Source organism: Pseudomonas sp. PMCC200344, from assembly GCF_030053095.1.
Lineage (GTDB): Bacteria > Pseudomonadota > Gammaproteobacteria > Pseudomonadales > Pseudomonadaceae > Aquipseudomonas > Aquipseudomonas svalbardensis.
In genome coordinates this window covers 5,702,902-5,719,883 of the sequence record NZ_CP125618.1, presented here as the reverse complement: position 1 = coordinate 5,719,883, position 16,982 = coordinate 5,702,902, and the positions used below count along the sequence as shown (strand labels likewise).

Here is a 16,982-nt window from a genome sequence, read left to right as displayed (position 1 = left end):
TACTGGCCTCTTCGCGAGCAGGTCGAATCGTCGCACCGTCGCTCCCACAGGGGAAGGCGATCAAATGTGGGAGCGGGCTTGCTCGCGAAGGGGCCGTTGCCGACAACATCAATGCCGGATCAGTTTGTTGTGCAGCTCGGTAGTCGATTGCTGATCCAGCTCCAGCCAGAAAATCTGCTTGCCCGCGATCTCGGCAGCGGCGGGTAATCCATCGCGATACACCAATCGATTACTCGCTAGCGCCGGCACCTTCGCGCCAGGTAAAAGCGTCCCGGCGAGGTTCAGCGGATCAACCCCGCACACGGCAATCAAACTTCCGTCATGCGGCCGTCGCCGCACCTCGCGCAGTAATGGAATGGCCTCGGGCAACGCAAACTGTTCACCGGCCAAGCCACTGACAAACCGCCCGCCGCGAATCTCGCCTCGAGCTTCCAGCCGATGGAAAGTGCGCAGCAATTCCCGCCAGCTCGGCAGCCAATCCGCTTCACGTTCCAGCAGGCGCCAAAACACCACGCCGTAGCGCCGGAGCAAGGTCATGGCAATGTGTTCCAGAGTGTCGCTCGGCGTGGGTGCCGGGCGCTTGTTTTCCACAACCGGCGCAGGCGCCCCGCGCCGCAACAGCGCCCAGCGTCCCGCATCGTCCATCCCGCCGACAAACGCTCCGCGCCCGCGTCGGCTGCTGCGATTCTGGCGTTTGCTGGCCGGAGTAATCAGTGCTCGCAGACCGGCGAAACTGTCGGCATTCACCAACCCGGCGCCGACCAATTCCTGCAAGGCGATTTCCAGTTCCGAGCGCAGCAGGTGGGCTTCGTGAGTCAGCTCATCGAAAAATAGCGCGCCGTGCTGGCTGAGTGCTTCATAAACTTTTTGCGTCTTGGGCGATAGTTCGCTGATGGGCGTCTGTTCGGTCAACCCGCTCCACAACCCGACCTGACTGCGCGGCAATAGCAGAATCGGCGTGCTGCGTAACGCCGTGCTGGCGCTCTTGTTGCGTGCGGTCAGGCGAGTCCACACCAGTTTGCCGCTGCGACACAGGTCATCCAGCCAACTTGCTGAATAGTCTTTTACTCGCGCCGGCAAAATATCGCTGTCCCAGGCTGAAGCGGCGGCGGGGTAGCCTTCGAACTGACCGACTATCGCGGGCAATACTGCGCTGCCCTGGCCTTGGGTCGCGGCAGACAGATGCTGCCAGTCGAACAGGAAACGCATGAAATCCTGCAACGCCACGGGCTCGATTTCCCGCCGCAGACGCTTGACGGTGTAGCGGTGAATCCGCGCCAGCAGGTGCCGCTCGCACCATTCTTCCTCCGCCGTGCCGGGCGTGAATTGACCACGCAGCACATAGCCTTCGCGTTCCAGTTGCGCCAACGCCTGGGTGACTTGAGTCGCCGGTAAACCGAGCGGTTCGGCAATCGCGTTCAGCGGCAACGGACCGAACGCGCTGAGCCGCGCACGAATCACTTCGGGTACCGCTTCGTCCGCCGTCCAGACTTCATCGAACCCGGGCAACGCCTCCAACGGTGGCTGCAAAATCGCTTGTGGATAAATCGCCTGCAGGCAAGTCAGCCGCTCCAGTGCCAACCACAGCGCTTGCCCTGCTTTGACTGGCAGTCGGCTGGCGCGACCGCTGTCGGCCAGGGCGTTCAGCCAATCGAGCCAGTCTGGATTGGCCTGGGCCTCGGCGTCGGTGATGCACGCGAGGCTCATCAACGCCTCATGCATTTCATCGACGCGAGTCGGCGTTGGCCAGGCTTCCTCGCGCACGGCTTGAATCGCGTCCGCATCCAGCGCGCCGAGGTCGTCGGTGGACTGCGGATCGCTCCAGCGACGGTTGAGCACCGCTTGGGTGCGGCGCTCTTCCAGCGGCGCATCGTCGAGAAAGGTGTAGGGGCGGGCACTGAGAATTTCCGCTGCCAGCGGCGAGGGCGCCGGCAGGTCGCGGCTGATCAAGCGGATGTCACCGCGCTCCATGCGCCGCAACAACGCCAGCCAGCCTTCGCTGTCCATGGCTTCGTGCAGGCAATCGTCGAGGGTTTGTTCCACCAGTGGATGGTCGGGAATTTCCCGTTCGCCAGCGAGGTTTTCCACGCAGGCAATCTGGTCGGGAAACACGCTGGCGAGCAGGTCTTCGCTTTTCATCCGCTGGATCTGCGGCGGGACTTTGCGTCCGCCACTGTAGCGCGGCAGCGCCAGAGCGACCCCGGCATTCCAGCGCCAGCGCACACCGAACAGCGGCGCATCGAGCACGGCTTGAATCAGGGTGTGCTCGGCGCTGTTGCTGTGCAAATAGCGCCAGACGTCATCGAGTTCAAAACTGTGGCTGGTGGACAGCGACAGGACGATGGCGTCTTCGCTGGCGGCAGCCTGCAATTCGAAGTTGAAGGTGCGGCAGAAACGCTTGCGCAGGGCTAAACCCCAGGCACGGTTGATGCGGCTGCCGAACGGCGTGTGGATGATCAATTGCGTGCCGCCGGACTCGTCGAAAAACCGCTCCATCAGCAGCGTGTCTTGTGACGGCAGGGCGCCGAGGGTCAGGCGCGCACGGGCCAGGTAATCGACCAATTGTTCGGCACTGGCCAGGTTCAGACCGAGGGTGTCGGTCAGCCAGTCGGTCGCAGGCTGCAAATGACCGGATGTGGCGCCGAGCAGCTCATCGAGTTGCGCTTGCAGGCGGGCCACGGCAAACGACAGTTCAGCACTGCGCCCCGGCGCTTCGCCGAGCCAGAATGGAATGGTCGGCGGTTGGCCCTGAGCGTCTTCGACCCGGACCTTGCCGGTTTCGACCCGCAGAATTCGGTAGGAGGTGTTGCCCAATTGAAAGACATCCCCGGCGATGCTTTCCACCGCAAAGTCTTCGTTGACGCTGCCGATGTTCAGCCCTTGGGGTTCGAGTAAAACGCTGTAGTCGGCGTTGTCCGGGATCGTCCCGCCACTGGTCACGGCCGTCAGTTTGGCGCCCCGGCGACCACGCAGGGTGCGGGTCAAGGCGTCGCGGTGCAGGTAAGCGCTGCGGATGCCCAGGCGACCGTTGTAGCCTTCGGCGAGCATCTGCAGCAGCGCTTGATAGTGTTTTTCGTCGAGTTCGCGGTAGGGCGAGGCGTTGCGGAACATCTCCAGCAGCGCCTGCTCTTGCCATTCCTGGCAGCTGACCTCGGCGATGATTTGTTGCGCGAGTACATCCAGTGGCGCCTTCGGAATCTGCAAAGTGTCGAGTTCGCCACGCCGCACGCAGTCGAGCAGGGCGGCGCATTCGATCAGGTCGTCGCGGGTGGTGGCGAACAAACGGCCCTTGGGCATGCCGCCGACTTGGTGCCCGGAGCGGCCGACCCGTTGCAGGAACCCGGCAATCGAACGCGGCGAGGCAATCTGGCAGACCAGGTCGACATCGCCGATATCGATCCCCAGTTCCAGGGACGCTGTGGCAATCAGCACTTGCAGGTCGCCGCGCTTGAGGCGCTGTTCGGCGTCGAGACGAAACTCCTTGGCCAGACTGCCGTGATGGGCGGCCACCGCGTCCTTGCCGAGGCGTTCGCTCAAGTGACGGCTCAGGCGTTCGGCGAGGCGTCGGGTGTTGACGAAAATCAGCGTGGTGCGGTGTTCGCGGGCGAGGGCGGCGAGGCGGTCGTAGACCAGTTCCCAGATGTCGTTGGCCATCACCGCCGACAACGGCACGGGCGGCACTTCGATGTCCAGATCCCGCGGGCGGGCGTGGCCGATGTCGATGATTTCGCACGCGCGATCACGGCCAACCAGAAACTGCGAGACGGCTTCGATGGGTTTTTGCGTGGCAGACAGGCCGATCCGCATCAGCGGTTGCGGGCACAACGCTTGCAGTCGCTCGAGGCTAAGGGCCAGATGGCTGCCGCGCTTGCTGGCGGCGATCGCGTGAATTTCGTCGACGATCACCGTGCGGGCGGTGCTGAGCATTTGCCGGCCGGAGTCGGAGCCGAGCAGCACGTAAAGGGATTCCGGGGTGGTCACCAGAATATGCGGCGCGGTCTTGCGCATCGCCGAGCGGTCTTTTTGCGGTGTATCGCCGGTGCGCACGCGGTGTTGATCTGCAATTGCGGCAGGCCCATCTCGCGTAACTGCTCGGTGATGCCGGCCAGCGGGTCTTGCAGGTTGATTTGTATGTCGTTGGATAAGGCTTTAAGAGGTGAGACGTAGACCACCAGGGTTTCATCCGGCAGATGGCCTTCGTTGGCCATTGCGCGGTGGACCAGGTCGTCGATGACCGCGAGGAACGCGGTGAGGGTCTTGCCGGATCCCGTGGGTGCGGCGACCAGCGTCGAACGGTGCTGGCGGATCAGCGGCCACGCCCGGGCCTGGGCGGCGGTGACCGTCGGGAAGGTGCTGCTGAACCAGGCGCTGACGGCGGGGTGGAAGCCTGCCAGGGCGCTGTCCGTCGGGATTGGCAGATTCATGCAGCAATTTATGCGGGCGGGGGGCTGAAGATGCAAGTACCGCTGGGATCTCTGTGATTTTAATGGCCCCTTCGCGGGCAAGCCTCGCTCCTACAGGGCCGGTGGCGCTTTGTAGGAGCGAGCGGTGCGGCGATCCGACTTGCCCGCGAAGAGGCCATCATAGGCGGCGCAAAACCCAGGGATCTACACTTTACGGATGACGGTTGCGCACTAAACCCGCAAAATGCAACGATTCCGGCAACTATCGACGGCATCGCCCGCGAGCGGTGTCGATAAAGCCATTGTTTCAATCAGACTGGGCCTGCTGACTCTATGCGAATGCGCCTTATGTTACTGGGCGGCGGAAATGCCCTTGGGCAGGCGCTGATTCGCCTCGGTGCGGAGGAAGATATCGGCTTCCTCGCCCCCCGCCCACCGCAAGACGGCTGGGACGCCGCGACCCTGACGCAACTGCTCGACGACACCCGTCCGGACGCGTTGATCAACCTCGCCTATTACTTCGACTGGTTTCAGGCGGAGACGGTCAGCGAACAGCGTCTGGCCGGGCAGGAGCGGGCGATCGAGCGTCTGGCCGAACTGTGCCAGCATCACAACATCGTGCTGTTGCAACCGTCGAGCTATCGCGTGTTCGATGGTTCCCGGGCGACGGCCTACAGCGAAAAAGACGAACCGGTGCCCTTGGGCCTGCGCGGTCAGGCCTTGTGGCGGATCGAACAAAGCGTCCGTGCCACCTGCCCGCAACACGTGTTGCTGCGATTCGGCTGGCTGTTGGATGACAGCCCTGACGGCACCCTCGGGCGTTTCCTCGGTCGCGCCGAACTACCTGAAGAATTGCTGATGGCCGACGACCGTCGGGGCAATCCGACGCCGGTGGATGACGCCGCCCGGGTGATCATCTCGGTCCTCAAGCAACTCGATTGCTCGGCGCCGCTGTGGGGCACCTACCATTACGCCGGGCATGAGGCGACCACGCCGCTGGCACTTGGGCAGGCGATCCTCACCGAAGCACGCGCGCTGCATCCGCTGGCCATCGAAGCGCCGACCGCCCAGGCTCACGCCGCCCGGCCCGACGCCGCCGAAGAACCGCAACACGCGGTGCTGGCCTGCAAGAAAATTCTGCACACTTTCGGGATCAAGCCCCGCGCCTGGCGTGCGGCACTCCCGGGCTTACTGGATAGGTTTTATCGCCATGGCTGACAGCCCTGTTTTAATCACCGGCGGCGCCGGTTTCATTGGCTCGCACCTCACCGATGCCTTACTCGCCACGGGCCATTCGGTGCGCATTCTCGATGACCTCTCCACCGGCAAGCGCAGCAATTTGCCGCTGGACAATCCTGGCGTCGAACTGATCGTGGGCGATGTCGCCGATGCCGCGCTGGTAGCACGGGCGATGGTCGGATGCAGCGCTGTGGCACACCTGGCCGCAGTGGCGTCGGTGCAGGCGTCGGTGGATGATCCGGTGAAGACTCACCAGAGCAATTTCATTGGCTCGCTGAATGTCTGCGAAGCCATGCGCCAGTCCGGCGTCAAGCGGGTGCTGTACGCGTCCAGCGCAGCGGTCTACGGCAACAATGGCGAAGGCGAGTCGATCGACGAAGACACGCCCAAGGCACCGTTGACGCCCTACGCTTCGGACAAATTGGCGAGCGAGCAGTACTTTGATTTTTACCGTCGCCAGCATGGTCTGGAGCCGGTGATTTTCCGCTTCTTCAACATCTTCGGCCCGCGCCAGGATCCGTCCTCGCCGTATTCTGGGGTGATCAGCATTTTCAGCGAGCGCGCGCAGAAGGGCCTGCCGATCACTGTGTTCGGCGATGGTGAGCAGACTCGCGATTTCGTCTACGTCGAAGACCTGGTCGACTTGTTGGTGCAAGCCATCGAGAAACCGCAGGTCGAAGTCGGCGCGGTCAACGTCGGCTGGAACCAGGCCACGACCCTCAAGCAAATGCTTGAAGCCCTTGAAACGGTGGTCGGTCAATTGCCGCCGGTGAGCTATGGCCCGGCACGCTCCGGTGACATCCGTCACTCACGAGCGAACAATCAGCGTTTGCTGGAGCGCTTTACCTACCCGGAGCAGACACCGATGCGTGTCGGCCTGGCGCGGTTGTTGGGGCGCTGAGGTTTCCGCAGTCATGAAAAAGGCGCCTTTCGAGGCTAATGCCAGTCAGTTAAGGAACGACACAATCCGTAGCAGCAGTCGTAAAACCTGAGTTTGCGGTCTTCCTGAAACACCGCATCGTCTGATTTCACGACTGCTGCGCAGCCGAACGCAGGCTTCGCCAGCTGCTACGGATCGCGTTTTGGCTTAACTGACTGGCATTAGCCTTTCGAGGCGCCTTTTTTTGTGTGGCGGGTTTAGAACTTGTAACCCAGGCCAACCATGTAGATGAACGGGTCTACGTCCACATCGACCTTGGCACGAGTGCCCTGTGCCACTGCGTTATTTTGCACCGTCGCGGTGGTGTCGATGTCGATGTAGCGCACTTGGGCGTTGATCATGATGTTGTCGGTCAGCATGTAGTCGGCGCCGACCTGGAACGCCATGCCCCAAGAGTTATCCGCTTTGAAGTTGCTGAAGCCGTTGGCGCTGGCTTCGCTGCCGACGTGCTCGTCGTAGATCCAGGTGTAGTTGATACCGGCGCCGACATACGGCTGAAATGCGGACTTCCCGTCCAGTGGGTAATACACAATGCTCAACGTCGGTGGCAGGTGTTTCAGCGTACCGAGTTTGCCGTTGGCTGCGCCCAGGGCGGTGCCTTTGATCTTCACGTCATGCTCGAACGGCGAGGCCGCCAGCAGCTCGATCCCCCAGTGGCTGTTGAGCATGTAAGCGAAGTTCAGACCCAGTTGAGTGTCGCTGCTCATGGTGGCCTTGCCACCCAGATCGGCACCCTTCAGCGGGCCTTGATCAACCTTGACGCTGGAGCTGTCGGCTTTCGGGTTGACGGTGATTGCACCGGCGCGAACGATGATATCGCCGGCTTCGTGGGCGTAGGCTAACGGTGCTGCGAGCGCGAGGGCAAACAGCGAAGCGCTGAGCAAGGACTTGTGCATGGAGGGCTCCAAAGGACGTTAAAAATATTCGATGTCCAATGGTACGGAGCCGTCTGATACGGTCTTTTGACTCAGCTCAATGAAACAGTGATGGGGACGTCATTCACTCCGGCAGCTCATACACATAAATCTTGCCAGCCTGCATCTGATACCCGGCATCCGCCAATTCGCTGCTGGATGCCTTGACCTGCAATGCCCCTTCGATCCAGTACGGCTGATACAACTCATCAAGCTTCACACCCACCTCGCTTTTGACGTGCACGATCTGGTTCGACGGCGGTGGCGGCACATGGATGCAGGCGCCGAAATAAGGCACCAACAGAAACTCCGTGGTGCGACCTTCTTCACTCACTTCCAGCGGCACGATGTAGCCCGGCAGCCGAATGTTCTGACCGTCGAGGCTTTTCACCACCGGTGCATTGGGCATGTCTTGCTTGGCCGCTGGCGCCGATTCGGCGGCCAATGCGTTGCCCATCTGTGACAGGTCGTGCAGTGGCGTCATGTTCGGCACTTCTGGTGCGGCGTCCGGTGGGATCATTTCCGACCAGGTCAGGTCTTTCGGCTCGGCCGCCCACAGGGGCAAGGCGACCAGCATCAACAGCGCAAGCACAGCGCGGGGCATGTTCAACGTCCTCATAAACGGATCGACAGGCCATCGGCCAAGGATTGGCGATACGCGCGCCAGGCCGGCACGCTGCCCATCAGCAACGCGGCGATCAGGATGCCACCGAGCAGCGTCCATTCATATTCGCTCGGCCAGGCCAGCGGCAGATACAAGCCGTAATTCGCTTGCACATAACCTTGGGCCAAGGCGATGCCCACATACAAAAGACCCACCCCGGCAATCACGCCCGACAGCGCCAAGGCAAACGCCTCCAGCACGAGCAAGGTTGCGATGTGCCACGGGCGGGCACCCACCGAACGCAGAATCGCCATCTCCCGACGGCGTTCGTTGAGGCTGGTGAGGATCGCCGTGAGCATGCCGATCAACCCGGTCAGCACCACGAACAGCGAGACCACGAACAAGGCTTTTTCCGCCGTGCTCATCAAACTCCACAGCTCTTGCAGCGCCACGCCCGGCAGGATCGCCAGCATCGGTTCACCCCGAAATTCGTTGATCTCACGCTGCAGCGCGAAGGTCGAAATCTTGCTGTTGAGGCCGAGCATGAACGCGGTGATCGCTTGCGGCGTCAGGTCCATGTTGCGTGCCTGGTCGGCACTGATCCGGCCGTTGCCGCGCGCTGGCACGCCGTTGTGCCAGTCGATGTGGATAGCTTCCATACCGCCGAGGCTGATATGCAACGTGCGGTCCACCGGGGTGCCGGTGCGTTTGAGAATGCCGACCACGGTGAACGGCTTGTCGTCGTGCTTGACCAGACTGATCACCGCCACGCCGTGGGCCAGCACCAGTTTCTCACCGAGTTTGTAGTGCAGCGCATCGGCCACTTCGGCGCCGAGTACCACTTCGAACGGGTCGGTGGCGAAGGCGCGGCCGTCGGCCAGTTCCAGGTGTTGCTGATGACCGTATTGATAGTGCTCGAAGTACGCCTCGGTGGTGCCCATCACGCGGTAACCGCGATGGGAGTCGCCGAGGGACATCGGGATCGCCCACTTCACTTTCGGGTTGTTGGCGAAGTGTTCGAAGCTGTCCCAACGGATGTTGTTGGTGGCGTTGCCAATGCGGAACACCGAGTACAGCAACAGGTTTACCGAGCCGGAACGTGCGCCGACGATCAGGTCGGTGCCGCTGATGGTGCTGGCGAAACTGGCCTTGGCTTCGGTGCGCACCCGTTCCACGGCCAACAGCAGGCAGACCGATAGGGCAATGGCGAACGCGGTGAGGATCGCGGTGAAGCGGCGGTTAGCCAGGCTGGCCATGGCTAGACGAAACAAATACATCTCAGACCTCGGACGGGTTGGCGGCGCGATTGAGATCGGCCAGCGACAGGTGGCGATCGAACAGCGGTGCCAGGCTCTCGTCATGGCTGACGAACAGCAGGCTCGATCCGGCTTCGCGGCATTCGGCGAACAGCAAGCGAATGAAATTCTCGCGAGCGTCGTAATCCAGGGCCGAAGTCGGTTCGTCGGCAATCACCAATTCAGGCTGACCGATCAACGCGCGCGCAGCGGCAACCCGTTGCTGCTGGCCGATGGACAGCGAATCGGCGCGACGACTGAGGATGCTTTCATCCTTCAGACCCAAGTGGGCGAGGAGGGTGGCCGCCGCCTGATCGACGCTGCCGTGGCGCTGGATCGCCCGTTCCGCGCGCAGTTTGGAAAAGTGGCAGGGCAGCTCAACGTTCTCGCGCACCGAGAGAAACGGCAGCAAGTTGAACTGCTGGAAGATGTAGCCGGTGTGATCGACCCGAAAGCGGTCGCGAGCGCCGGCCGAGAGTTCGGTCAGCTCCTGGCCCAGCAATCGGATGCTGCCGCGATCAGGCTTCTGCACGCCGCCGAGCAGGCCGAGCAGGGTGGTCTTGCCGCTGCCGCTGGGACCTTTGAGGAACAGGGTTTCCCCAGGCTCCAGGCGAAACGCCGGGATATCCAGCAGCGGCGGATGACCGGGCCAGCTGAAGCCCAGGTCGGACAGTTCGATGAGTGCTTGGGTCATGTGAAACCGGTCAGGTAATAGGTGAGCCCTGTGGGAGCGGGCTTGCTCGCGAAAGCGGTCTAACGGTCAACAATTGTGTTGAATTTGACGGCCCCTTCGCGAGCAAGTCGAATCGTCGCACCGCCGCTCCCACATTGGTACTGCGGTGAGTTTAGAACTGGAGGGCGGCAGCCTTGGCCGTCACTTCAACCCCTTGCTGCCCGCTCGGGCTGATCAGTTGTACCTGAATCTTCTGGGTCGCCGGGAAGGTGTTGAAGATGTTCGCCAGATCCAGGTTTTTCAGCGCGCCCGGTGCCGAGCAACTGAATTGGTAGTGAGCGTGGATTTCGCTGTGGTCGTGGTGATGCCCGTCCTTGCCCGCTTCGTCGTGATCATCATCGATATCGGGTTTGTCACCGAACAGCGGGCTTTCCAGTTCCTGAGTCGCAACCACGCAACCGGCGGCTTTCGGCAAGTTGAACAGCACCAGCGGTTTCTCCAGCTGCGCACGAACGGCGGCAACTTTGGCTTTGTCGGCGTCGGTGGTGGCGGCGTGTTCGAAACCCACCAGGTTCATCGCCGGGCTTTCCAGTTCCAGCTCCAGAGTCTGACCGTCCAGCGCTGCGTTCAGGCGCCCGACACCATGTTCGTGGGCGCTGAGGCTGCCATGGTCATGATCATGATCATGATCATGTTCATCGGCAGCGTGGGCGACGGCCAGCGGCAACAGGGCAAACGGCAGAGCGAGAAGCAGACGGCGCATGGCGGGTCTCCGAAAAGTAAAATGAAGAATTTGTTATGTAATCTTATAACGTAGGTGGCGAGAGTTTGACCGCCTGCTTGGCGTTGCACAAGTCCCATGGGAGCATGCAAGTCAGAAATGTGCAGGAGCAGTCTTATGTTGCGTATACGCGGAAGCATCGGCGACTGGCCGGTGGATTTGACGCTGGAGATGGATGACGGCGACTGGGCACGGCTTGGTGCGCAGTTGCAGGTGGTGAAACCGGAGGCCAGTGCTGCACCGGCAAAACCGATCAATCAGGATGATGCGCTGTGGCAGATCGCCAAGGATTTGCTGCGCAAGGCCGGGCAATTGAGCGGGCCGGATTTGCTCGATCAGTTGGAAGGTTTGACCGGCAGCGCGGCGTCGGGCAAGCGGTTGCTGGTGCGTTTGCGCCACTGCTCAGATGTGAAAGTGACGAGCGGCGGGGATACGCCGCTCTACAGCTGGATCAACGCAGGTTAGTAAAGCGCAGCAAACAACTTGCGGCGGTACGTGGTCACCAGCGGGTGATCGTTGCCCAGCAGTTCGAACACCTGCAGCAAGGTCTTGTGCGGCAAGCCTTCGCTGTAGCTGCGATTGCGCACGAACAGCTTGAGCAATGCATCCAGCGCCGCGTCGTACTGCTGACGGGCCAGTTGCTGGATCGCCAGCTGATAAACCGCTTCATCGTCCTGCGGATTTTTTGCCAGGCGCGCTTTCAGGTCTGCCGCATCCGGCAAATCCTTGGCCTGGCCGAGGAACTGGATCTGCGCCTTGGCGCCGGCGAGGGCGGCCTTGTGCTCGTCGCTCTTGACCGCGTCGAGCACGGTTTGCGCTTCACCCAGCTCGCCACGTTCGGTGAGGCAGCGGGCGTAGAGAATCAGTGCCTTGGCATTGGTGTTGTCTTCGCCCAGCAGCACTTTGAGGGTGGCTTCTGCGTCGGCAAAGCGGTTGTCATCAAACAGCACCTGAGTCTGTTCAAACGGGTCGGCAGCAGCCGGTGGAGGCATTTGCACGTGAGGCTCAAGCATCGCGCGCACGGCGGATTCCGGCTGTGCACCGGCAAAACCATCCACCGGCTGACCGTCCTTGAACAGCACCACCGTCGGCAGGCTGCGAATGCCGAAGCGCGAAACGATGTCCGGTTCAACGTCGCAGTTGACCTTGGCCAGCAGCAACTCGCCCTGATAGCTCTCGGCGATGGTTTGCAGCATTGGCATCAAGGCCTTGCACGGCGCACACCATTCGGCCCAGAAATCCACCAGCACCGGTTTGTGGAAAGAGTTCTCGATCACCGACTGCTCGAAATCGGCAGTCGTGGCGTCGAAGATGTACGGCGTTTCCTGACTCATGGGGGATCTCGTAAAAGCGTGAATGGGGCAACTATACGACTTGGCGGGGTGTGGCTGAAAGTGTGGTCAGTCTGACAGATTGCCCGCGAAGCTTTTAGCCGCGCCGCGCGTGGTAGAGGCTCACATGCCGAAACTCTTCGGGCTCGGCCAGATCGGGCAAGGTCATCGCTTCCAGCATCTCGATGCGTTGATACAACGGGTGGCGAAAATCCCTCACGCGCGAATCGGCCACCAGGGTTTGCTGGCCGCGACTCAGGAATTCATCGAGCAACGGCAGATTCGCCCGGTCGTACAGCACGTCGGCCACCAGAATCAGATCAAAGCGATCCGCTTCGGCGAAAAAGTCCGTCGAGTAGTTGAGGTGGACGTCATTAAGTTCGGCATTCGCCCGACACGCAGCGATCGCCAGCGGGTCGAGGTCACAGGCCACCACTTCCAGCGCTCCGGCCTTCACCGCCGCAATCCCCGCCACCCCGGAACCGGCACCGAAATCCAGCACCCGTTTGCCCTCGACCCAGTGCGGGTTCTGGGCGAGATAGCGGGCGACCGCCAGCCCACTGGCCCAGCAAAAACTCCAATAGGGCGGCTCATGCAGAATCCGCCGGGTTTCTTCCGGGCTGAACGCGCGGTCCATGTTGTCGCCGTCGATCAGCCAAAGCTTCAGGTCGGTGTCCGGCAATTCACAGGCAACCAGCTGTGCGTCACCGAGCAGTTCGCCTAACGCCTGTTGCAGGTCGAACGGTGCAGTCATGGCGCTTTGACGAACTGCAGCTGACCCAGCACTTGCGTCGTTGGCTGGCTGATGACTTGCGACGGCAGATGCAAAATCAGCTGGCCGGACTGGCTGGCGCGGCCACGCAGTTCAACGCGGGCACCGACCGGGAAGGATTCCGGGTTGAAACGCAGGTGAAACGGCAGAATCTGATTGGTGCCGATCAGGCTGGAACTGGCCAGCAATTGTTGCGGACGGTCCTTGTCGTCGATCACCAGCAGCGCCAGTTCGACTTCGGCGCCGGCCGGCACGCCTTGCAAGGTGCCACTCAATTCACGCTGATATGCGGGCAGCGGGCCGAGGTTGGCCGATTCCCTGGCTTTCTTCTGTGCCTGTTGTGGCGCGGGGCCTGGCGTCGGCGGCTGGGGCTTGGGCGCATCGCTGCTGCAGGCCACCAGCAGGCTGAAAAGACTGAGCAAAACGAGCGGTCTTAGGGACATTTTCGGCTCCAGCAAGGTGAAATCCATGGATCTAGCTCTATAGCCCGTCTGTATACCGCAAACCCTATGGCTTGTCTTGCCACGGGGATGCGCTACCATGGCCCTCCCTTTTTTTGTTGCCTGCCACCATGCACTGTCCCTTCTGCGGTGCCAACGACACCAAGGTCATCGACTCGCGTCTGGTCGCCGAGGGCGAACAGGTACGCCGCCGGCGTGAATGCCTGGCCTGCGGCGAGCGTTTCACAACGTTCGAGACTGCCGAACTGGTGTTGCCGCGCCTGATCAAAACCGACGGCAGCCGTCAGCCGTTCGACGAAGAAAAACTCCGCGCCGGCATGCAGCGTGCGCTGGAGAAGCGCCCGGTGAGTGTCGAGCGCCTGGAATCGTCGTTGGTGCACATCAAACACAAACTGCGCGCCACCGGTGAGCGAGAGGTTAAATCCCTTGTCGTCGGTGAACTGGTGATGGCCGAGCTGCAAAAGCTCGACGAAGTCGCCTACATTCGTTTCGCCTCCGTGTATCGGCGCTTCCAGGACCTCAACGAGTTCCGCGAAGAGATCGATCGCCTGGCCCGTGAGCCGGTGAAAGAATGACCACCTCCGTAGAACAAGCCATCCTCGACGCCCATTATATGGCTCGCGCCCTGGAACTGGCGCGCAAAGGTCATTACACGACACACCCCAACCCTCGGGTGGGCTGCGTGATCGTGCGGGACGGGCAGATTGTCGGCGAAGGCTGGCACGTGCGCACCGGCGAACCCCATGCCGAAGTCCATGCCCTGCGCGCCGCCGGCGATAAGGCTCGAGGCGCCACCGCTTACGTGACCCTTGAACCTTGCAGCCACCACGGACGGACGCCGCCTTGTGCGGATGCGCTGGTACATGCCGGTGTGGCTCGGGTAGTCGCGGCGATGCAAGACCCGAATCCGTCGGTTGCCGGTCGCGGCATGCAGCGCCTGGCCCAGGCCGGCATCGCTATCGAAAGCGGCGTGCTGGAAGGCGAAGCGCGCAAGCTTAATGAAGGTTTCCTCAAGCGCATGGAGCACGGCTTACCGTTCGTGCGGGTCAAGTTGGCCATGAGCCTCGACGGTCGGACAGCGATGGAAAGCGGTGAAAGCCAATGGATCACCGGTACAGCGGCGCGTTCTGCGGTACAACGCCTGCGCGCCCAGGCCAGCGTAGTGCTGACCGGCGCCGACACGGTGCTGGCAGACAACGCCCGTCTCACTGTGCGTGCCGATGAACTAGGCCTGGATCCTGAGCAAACGGCCCTGGCCATGAGCCGTCCGCCGCTTCGCGTGCTGATCGACGGCCGCCTGCGCGTGCCGCTGGATGCGCCGTTCTTCAAGGCCGGGCCTGCATTGGTCGCCACGTGCATGGCGATCGAGGAGCAATACGCCAACGGTCCGGAATGCCTGATCGTGGCGGGCGAGGACGGCTTGGTCGACCTGCGCAAACTGCTGGTCGAACTCGCTGCCCGTGGGGTCAACGAAGTGTTGGTCGAAGCGGGGCCGCGTCTCGCCGGGGCTTTCGCTCAGCAAGGGCTGGTGGACGAGTTTCAGATTTTCATCGCTGGCAAGTTTTTAGGTTCGTCTGCGCGCCCGTTGCTGGATTGGCCGCTCGCGCAAATGAAGGATGCGCCTGAACTCAAAATCACCGAAATTCGCGCGGTTGGCGATGACTGGCGAGTCATCGCCATTCCTTCGCCAGCGGCGAGCGTATAATTCCGGGCCTGCGCCACGCGACGGCCCTGTTCTCGAGGAGGACTCCATGTTTACCGGCATCATCGAATCCATCGGCAGTATTCGTGCATTGACCCCAAAAGGCGGAGATGTGCGGGTACACGTAGAAACCGGCAAGCTCGATCTGAGCGACGTCAAACTGGGCGACAGCATCGCGGTCAACGGCGTGTGCCTGACCGCGGTTGAGTTACCAGGCAACGGCTTTGCGGCGGACGTCAGTCGCGAAACCCTCGACTGCACCGCCATGAATGATCTGAAAAGCGGCAGCCCGGTCAACCTGGAAAAAGCCCTGACCCCGACCACTCGCCTCGGCGGGCATCTGGTCAGCGGCCATGTCGATGGCGTGGGCGAAGTGGTTGCCCGTACTGAGAATGCTCGCGCTGTGGAGTTCCGCATCCGCGCTCCCAAAGAGCTGGCCAAGTACATCGCCCATAAAGGCTCGATCACCGTCGACGGCACCAGCCTGACCGTGAACGCGGTCGATGGCGCCGAGTTCTTGCTGACGATCATTCCGCACACCCTGAGCGAAACCATCATGGCGTCTTACCAGCCAGGTCGCCGGGTGAATCTTGAAGTTGACTTGCTGGCACGTTATCTGGAACGCCTGCTTTTAGGCGATAAAGCCGCAGAGCCAACCTCCAGCAACATCACCGAAAGCTTTCTGGCCGCCAACGGCTACCTCAAATCCTGACCCAAGGGGGTGCCTTGTGGCGCTCAATAGCATCGAAGAACTGGTTGAAGACATCCGCCAAGGCAAGATGGTCATCCTCATGGATGACGAAGACCGCGAGAACGAAGGTGACCTGATCATGGCCGCCGAGTGCTGCCAGCCTGAACACATCAACTTCATGGCCAAGCACGCCCGTGGCCTGATTTGCATGCCGATGAGCCGCGAGCGCTGCGAACTGCTGAAGCTGCCCTTGATGGCGCCGCGCAACGGTTCCGGCTTCGGCACCAAGTTCACCGTGTCCATCGAAGCGGCCACCGGCGTGACCACCGGCATTTCTGCCGCCGACCGTGCGCGTACAGTGCAAGCGGCTGCCGCGAAAGACGCCAAGGCTGAAGACATCGTCAGCCCCGGTCACATCTTCCCGCTGATGGCCCAGGCCGGCGGCACCCTCGCTCGCGCCGGCCACACCGAAGCGGCGTGCGACCTGGCGCGCATGGCCGGTTTCGAGCCGAGCGGCGTGATCTGCGAAGTGATGAACGACGACGGCACCATGTCCCGCCGCGTGGAACTGGAAGCGTTTGCTGCCGAACACAACATCAAGATCGGCACCATCGCCGACCTGATTCACTACCGGATGATCCACGAACGTACCGTTCAGCGGATTGCCGAGCAGCCGCTGGACAGCGAACTGGGCCAATTCAACCTGGTGACCTATCGTGATTCCGTGGAAGGCGACGTGCACATGGCCCTGACTCTGGGCACCGTGTGCGCCGAAGAGCCGACCCTGGTTCGGGTGCACAACATGGACCCGTTGCGCGACCTGTTGATGGTCAAGCAGCCTGGCCGCTGGAGCCTGCGCGCCGCGATGGCCGCGGTTGCCGAGGCGGGCAGCGGTGTGGTGCTGTTGCTCGGTCACCCGCTCGATGGCGACGTGTTGCTGGCGCATATCCGCGAAACCGCGGAGCACGTACCGGCGAAAAAACCGACCACCTACAGCATTGTCGGTGCCGGTTCGCAGATCCTCCGGGACCTGGGCGTGCGCAAAATGCGCCTGATGAGTGCGCCAATGAAATTTAATGCGATATCCGGTTTCGATCTGGAAGTTGTAGAATACGTGCCCTCCGAATAATGACCGGTTGTTTCCAGTCCTTGATTCGCGGTTAACACATCACTGAG

Annotated in this window: 15 protein-coding genes and 1 pseudogene; 7 read left to right on the top strand and 9 right to left on the bottom strand. The window is 61.8% G+C overall.

Annotated elements, in window-relative coordinates:
- Positions 1 to 108: 108 nt before the first annotated feature.
- Positions 109 to 4,424, bottom strand: a pseudogene (locus QFW87_RS26240) (DEAD/DEAH box helicase).
- Between the two features lie 312 nt (positions 4,425 to 4,736).
- Between QFW87_RS26240 and QFW87_RS26235 the strand changes: the two are divergent.
- The gene (locus QFW87_RS26235) at positions 4,737 to 5,621 is read left to right on the top strand and encodes a sugar nucleotide-binding protein (protein WP_046053235.1); all 885 of its coding nucleotides are present in this window, start codon (positions 4,737 to 4,739) and stop codon (positions 5,619 to 5,621) included.
- Entirely contained in the window at positions 5,614 to 6,543 is a 930-nt protein-coding gene (locus QFW87_RS26230; protein WP_283181841.1) for an NAD-dependent epimerase/dehydratase family protein, read from the top strand. The genes QFW87_RS26235 and QFW87_RS26230 overlap by 8 nt, the downstream gene beginning before the upstream one ends.
- A gap of 236 nt (positions 6,544 to 6,779) precedes the next feature.
- Here QFW87_RS26230 and QFW87_RS26225 read toward each other — a convergent pair whose 3' ends face one another.
- The 5 genes from QFW87_RS26225 to QFW87_RS26205 all read right to left on the bottom strand — a co-directional run bounded on the left by QFW87_RS26225 (position 6,780) and on the right by QFW87_RS26205 (position 10,831).
- The gene (locus tag QFW87_RS26225; RefSeq protein ID WP_283189230.1) at positions 6,780 to 7,478 is read right to left on the bottom strand and encodes an OmpW family outer membrane protein; all 699 of its coding nucleotides are present in this window, start codon (positions 7,476 to 7,478) and stop codon (positions 6,780 to 6,782) included.
- A gap of 103 nt (positions 7,479 to 7,581) precedes the next feature.
- Positions 7,582 to 8,100 carry a DUF3299 domain-containing protein gene (locus tag QFW87_RS26220; protein ID WP_283189229.1) on the bottom strand — a complete coding sequence of 173 codons (519 nt, stop codon included), beginning with the start codon at positions 8,098 to 8,100 and terminating at the stop codon, positions 7,582 to 7,584.
- An 11-nt stretch (positions 8,101 to 8,111) separates the two neighbouring features.
- On the bottom strand, positions 8,112 to 9,377 hold the full coding sequence (locus QFW87_RS26215; protein WP_283181838.1) for an ABC transporter permease: 1,266 nt from the start codon (positions 9,375 to 9,377) through the stop codon (positions 8,112 to 8,114).
- 1 nt (position 9,378) lies between these two features.
- Entirely contained in the window at positions 9,379 to 10,089 is a 711-nt protein-coding gene (locus tag QFW87_RS26210) for an ABC transporter ATP-binding protein (RefSeq protein WP_283189228.1), read from the bottom strand.
- Positions 10,090 to 10,240: 151 nt separating this feature from the next.
- Positions 10,241 to 10,831: a DUF2796 domain-containing protein gene (locus QFW87_RS26205; RefSeq protein WP_283189227.1), complete on the bottom strand. Its 591-nt coding sequence runs from the start codon at positions 10,829 to 10,831 to the stop codon at positions 10,241 to 10,243.
- Positions 10,832 to 10,966: 135 nt separating this feature from the next.
- Between QFW87_RS26205 and QFW87_RS26200 the strand changes: the two genes are divergently transcribed.
- On the top strand, positions 10,967 to 11,314 hold the full coding sequence (locus QFW87_RS26200; protein WP_223432919.1) for a hypothetical protein: 348 nt from the start codon (positions 10,967 to 10,969) through the stop codon (positions 11,312 to 11,314).
- Here the strand turns inward: QFW87_RS26200 and trxA are convergent.
- From trxA to QFW87_RS26185, 3 genes are all read right to left on the bottom strand, one after another.
- The gene (gene trxA / locus QFW87_RS26195; RefSeq protein ID WP_283189226.1) at positions 11,311 to 12,183 is read right to left on the bottom strand and encodes a thioredoxin; all 873 of its coding nucleotides are present in this window, start codon (positions 12,181 to 12,183) and stop codon (positions 11,311 to 11,313) included. The two genes, QFW87_RS26200 and trxA, sit on opposite strands and share 4 nt — an antisense overlap.
- Positions 12,184 to 12,277: 94 nt before the next feature.
- Positions 12,278 to 12,934 carry a 50S ribosomal protein L11 methyltransferase gene (locus tag QFW87_RS26190; RefSeq protein ID WP_283189225.1) on the bottom strand — a complete coding sequence of 219 codons (657 nt, stop codon included), beginning with the start codon at positions 12,932 to 12,934 and terminating at the stop codon, positions 12,278 to 12,280.
- On the bottom strand, positions 12,931 to 13,395 hold the full coding sequence (locus tag QFW87_RS26185; RefSeq protein ID WP_283184638.1) for a YbaY family lipoprotein: 465 nt from the start codon (positions 13,393 to 13,395) through the stop codon (positions 12,931 to 12,933). Before QFW87_RS26185 ends, QFW87_RS26190 begins: the two co-directional genes overlap by 4 nt.
- A gap of 128 nt (positions 13,396 to 13,523) precedes the next feature.
- Between QFW87_RS26185 and nrdR the strand changes: the two genes are divergently transcribed.
- From nrdR to ribBA, 4 genes are read left to right on the top strand one after another with little or no spacing between them, the layout of a single operon-like run.
- Complete coding sequence (gene nrdR / locus QFW87_RS26180; RefSeq protein WP_003228656.1) at positions 13,524 to 13,988, top strand: transcriptional regulator NrdR; 465 nt, start codon at positions 13,524 to 13,526, stop codon at positions 13,986 to 13,988.
- Positions 13,985 to 15,118 (top strand): bifunctional diaminohydroxyphosphoribosylaminopyrimidine deaminase/5-amino-6-(5-phosphoribosylamino)uracil reductase RibD, encoded by a 1,134-nt coding sequence (gene ribD / locus QFW87_RS26175; protein ID WP_283189224.1) that lies wholly within the window; start codon positions 13,985 to 13,987, stop codon positions 15,116 to 15,118. Before nrdR ends, ribD begins: the two co-directional genes overlap by 4 nt.
- A 46-nt stretch (positions 15,119 to 15,164) precedes the next feature.
- Positions 15,165 to 15,827: a riboflavin synthase gene (locus QFW87_RS26170; protein ID WP_008033746.1), complete on the top strand. Its 663-nt coding sequence runs from the start codon at positions 15,165 to 15,167 to the stop codon at positions 15,825 to 15,827.
- 16 nt (positions 15,828 to 15,843) lie between these two features.
- The gene (gene ribBA / locus QFW87_RS26165; protein ID WP_283189223.1) at positions 15,844 to 16,935 is read left to right on the top strand and encodes a bifunctional 3,4-dihydroxy-2-butanone-4-phosphate synthase/GTP cyclohydrolase II; all 1,092 of its coding nucleotides are present in this window, start codon (positions 15,844 to 15,846) and stop codon (positions 16,933 to 16,935) included.
- Positions 16,936 to 16,982 lie beyond the last annotated feature (47 nt).

Coding starts and splice junctions, on each gene's coding strand:
- QFW87_RS26235 (WP_046053235.1), top strand. CDS start 4,737: ATGCGAATGCGCCTTATGTTACTGGGCGGCGGAAATGCCCTTGGGCAG.
- QFW87_RS26230 (WP_283181841.1), top strand. CDS start 5,614: ATGGCTGACAGCCCTGTTTTAATCACCGGCGGCGCCGGTTTCATTGGC.
- QFW87_RS26225 (WP_283189230.1), bottom strand. CDS start 7,478: ATGCACAAGTCCTTGCTCAGCGCTTCGCTGTTTGCCCTCGCGCTCGCA.
- QFW87_RS26220 (WP_283189229.1), bottom strand. CDS start 8,100: ATGCCCCGCGCTGTGCTTGCGCTGTTGATGCTGGTCGCCTTGCCCCTG.
- QFW87_RS26215 (WP_283181838.1), bottom strand. CDS start 9,377: ATGTATTTGTTTCGTCTAGCCATGGCCAGCCTGGCTAACCGCCGCTTC.
- QFW87_RS26210 (WP_283189228.1), bottom strand. CDS start 10,089: ATGACCCAAGCACTCATCGAACTGTCCGACCTGGGCTTCAGCTGGCCC.
- QFW87_RS26205 (WP_283189227.1), bottom strand. CDS start 10,831: ATGCGCCGTCTGCTTCTCGCTCTGCCGTTTGCCCTGTTGCCGCTGGCC.
- QFW87_RS26200 (WP_223432919.1), top strand. CDS start 10,967: ATGTTGCGTATACGCGGAAGCATCGGCGACTGGCCGGTGGATTTGACG.
- trxA (WP_283189226.1), bottom strand. CDS start 12,183: ATGAGTCAGGAAACGCCGTACATCTTCGACGCCACGACTGCCGATTTC.
- QFW87_RS26190 (WP_283189225.1), bottom strand. CDS start 12,934: ATGACTGCACCGTTCGACCTGCAACAGGCGTTAGGCGAACTGCTCGGT.
- QFW87_RS26185 (WP_283184638.1), bottom strand. CDS start 13,395: ATGTCCCTAAGACCGCTCGTTTTGCTCAGTCTTTTCAGCCTGCTGGTG.
- nrdR (WP_003228656.1), top strand. CDS start 13,524: ATGCACTGTCCCTTCTGCGGTGCCAACGACACCAAGGTCATCGACTCG.
- ribD (WP_283189224.1), top strand. CDS start 13,985: ATGACCACCTCCGTAGAACAAGCCATCCTCGACGCCCATTATATGGCT.
- QFW87_RS26170 (WP_008033746.1), top strand. CDS start 15,165: ATGTTTACCGGCATCATCGAATCCATCGGCAGTATTCGTGCATTGACC.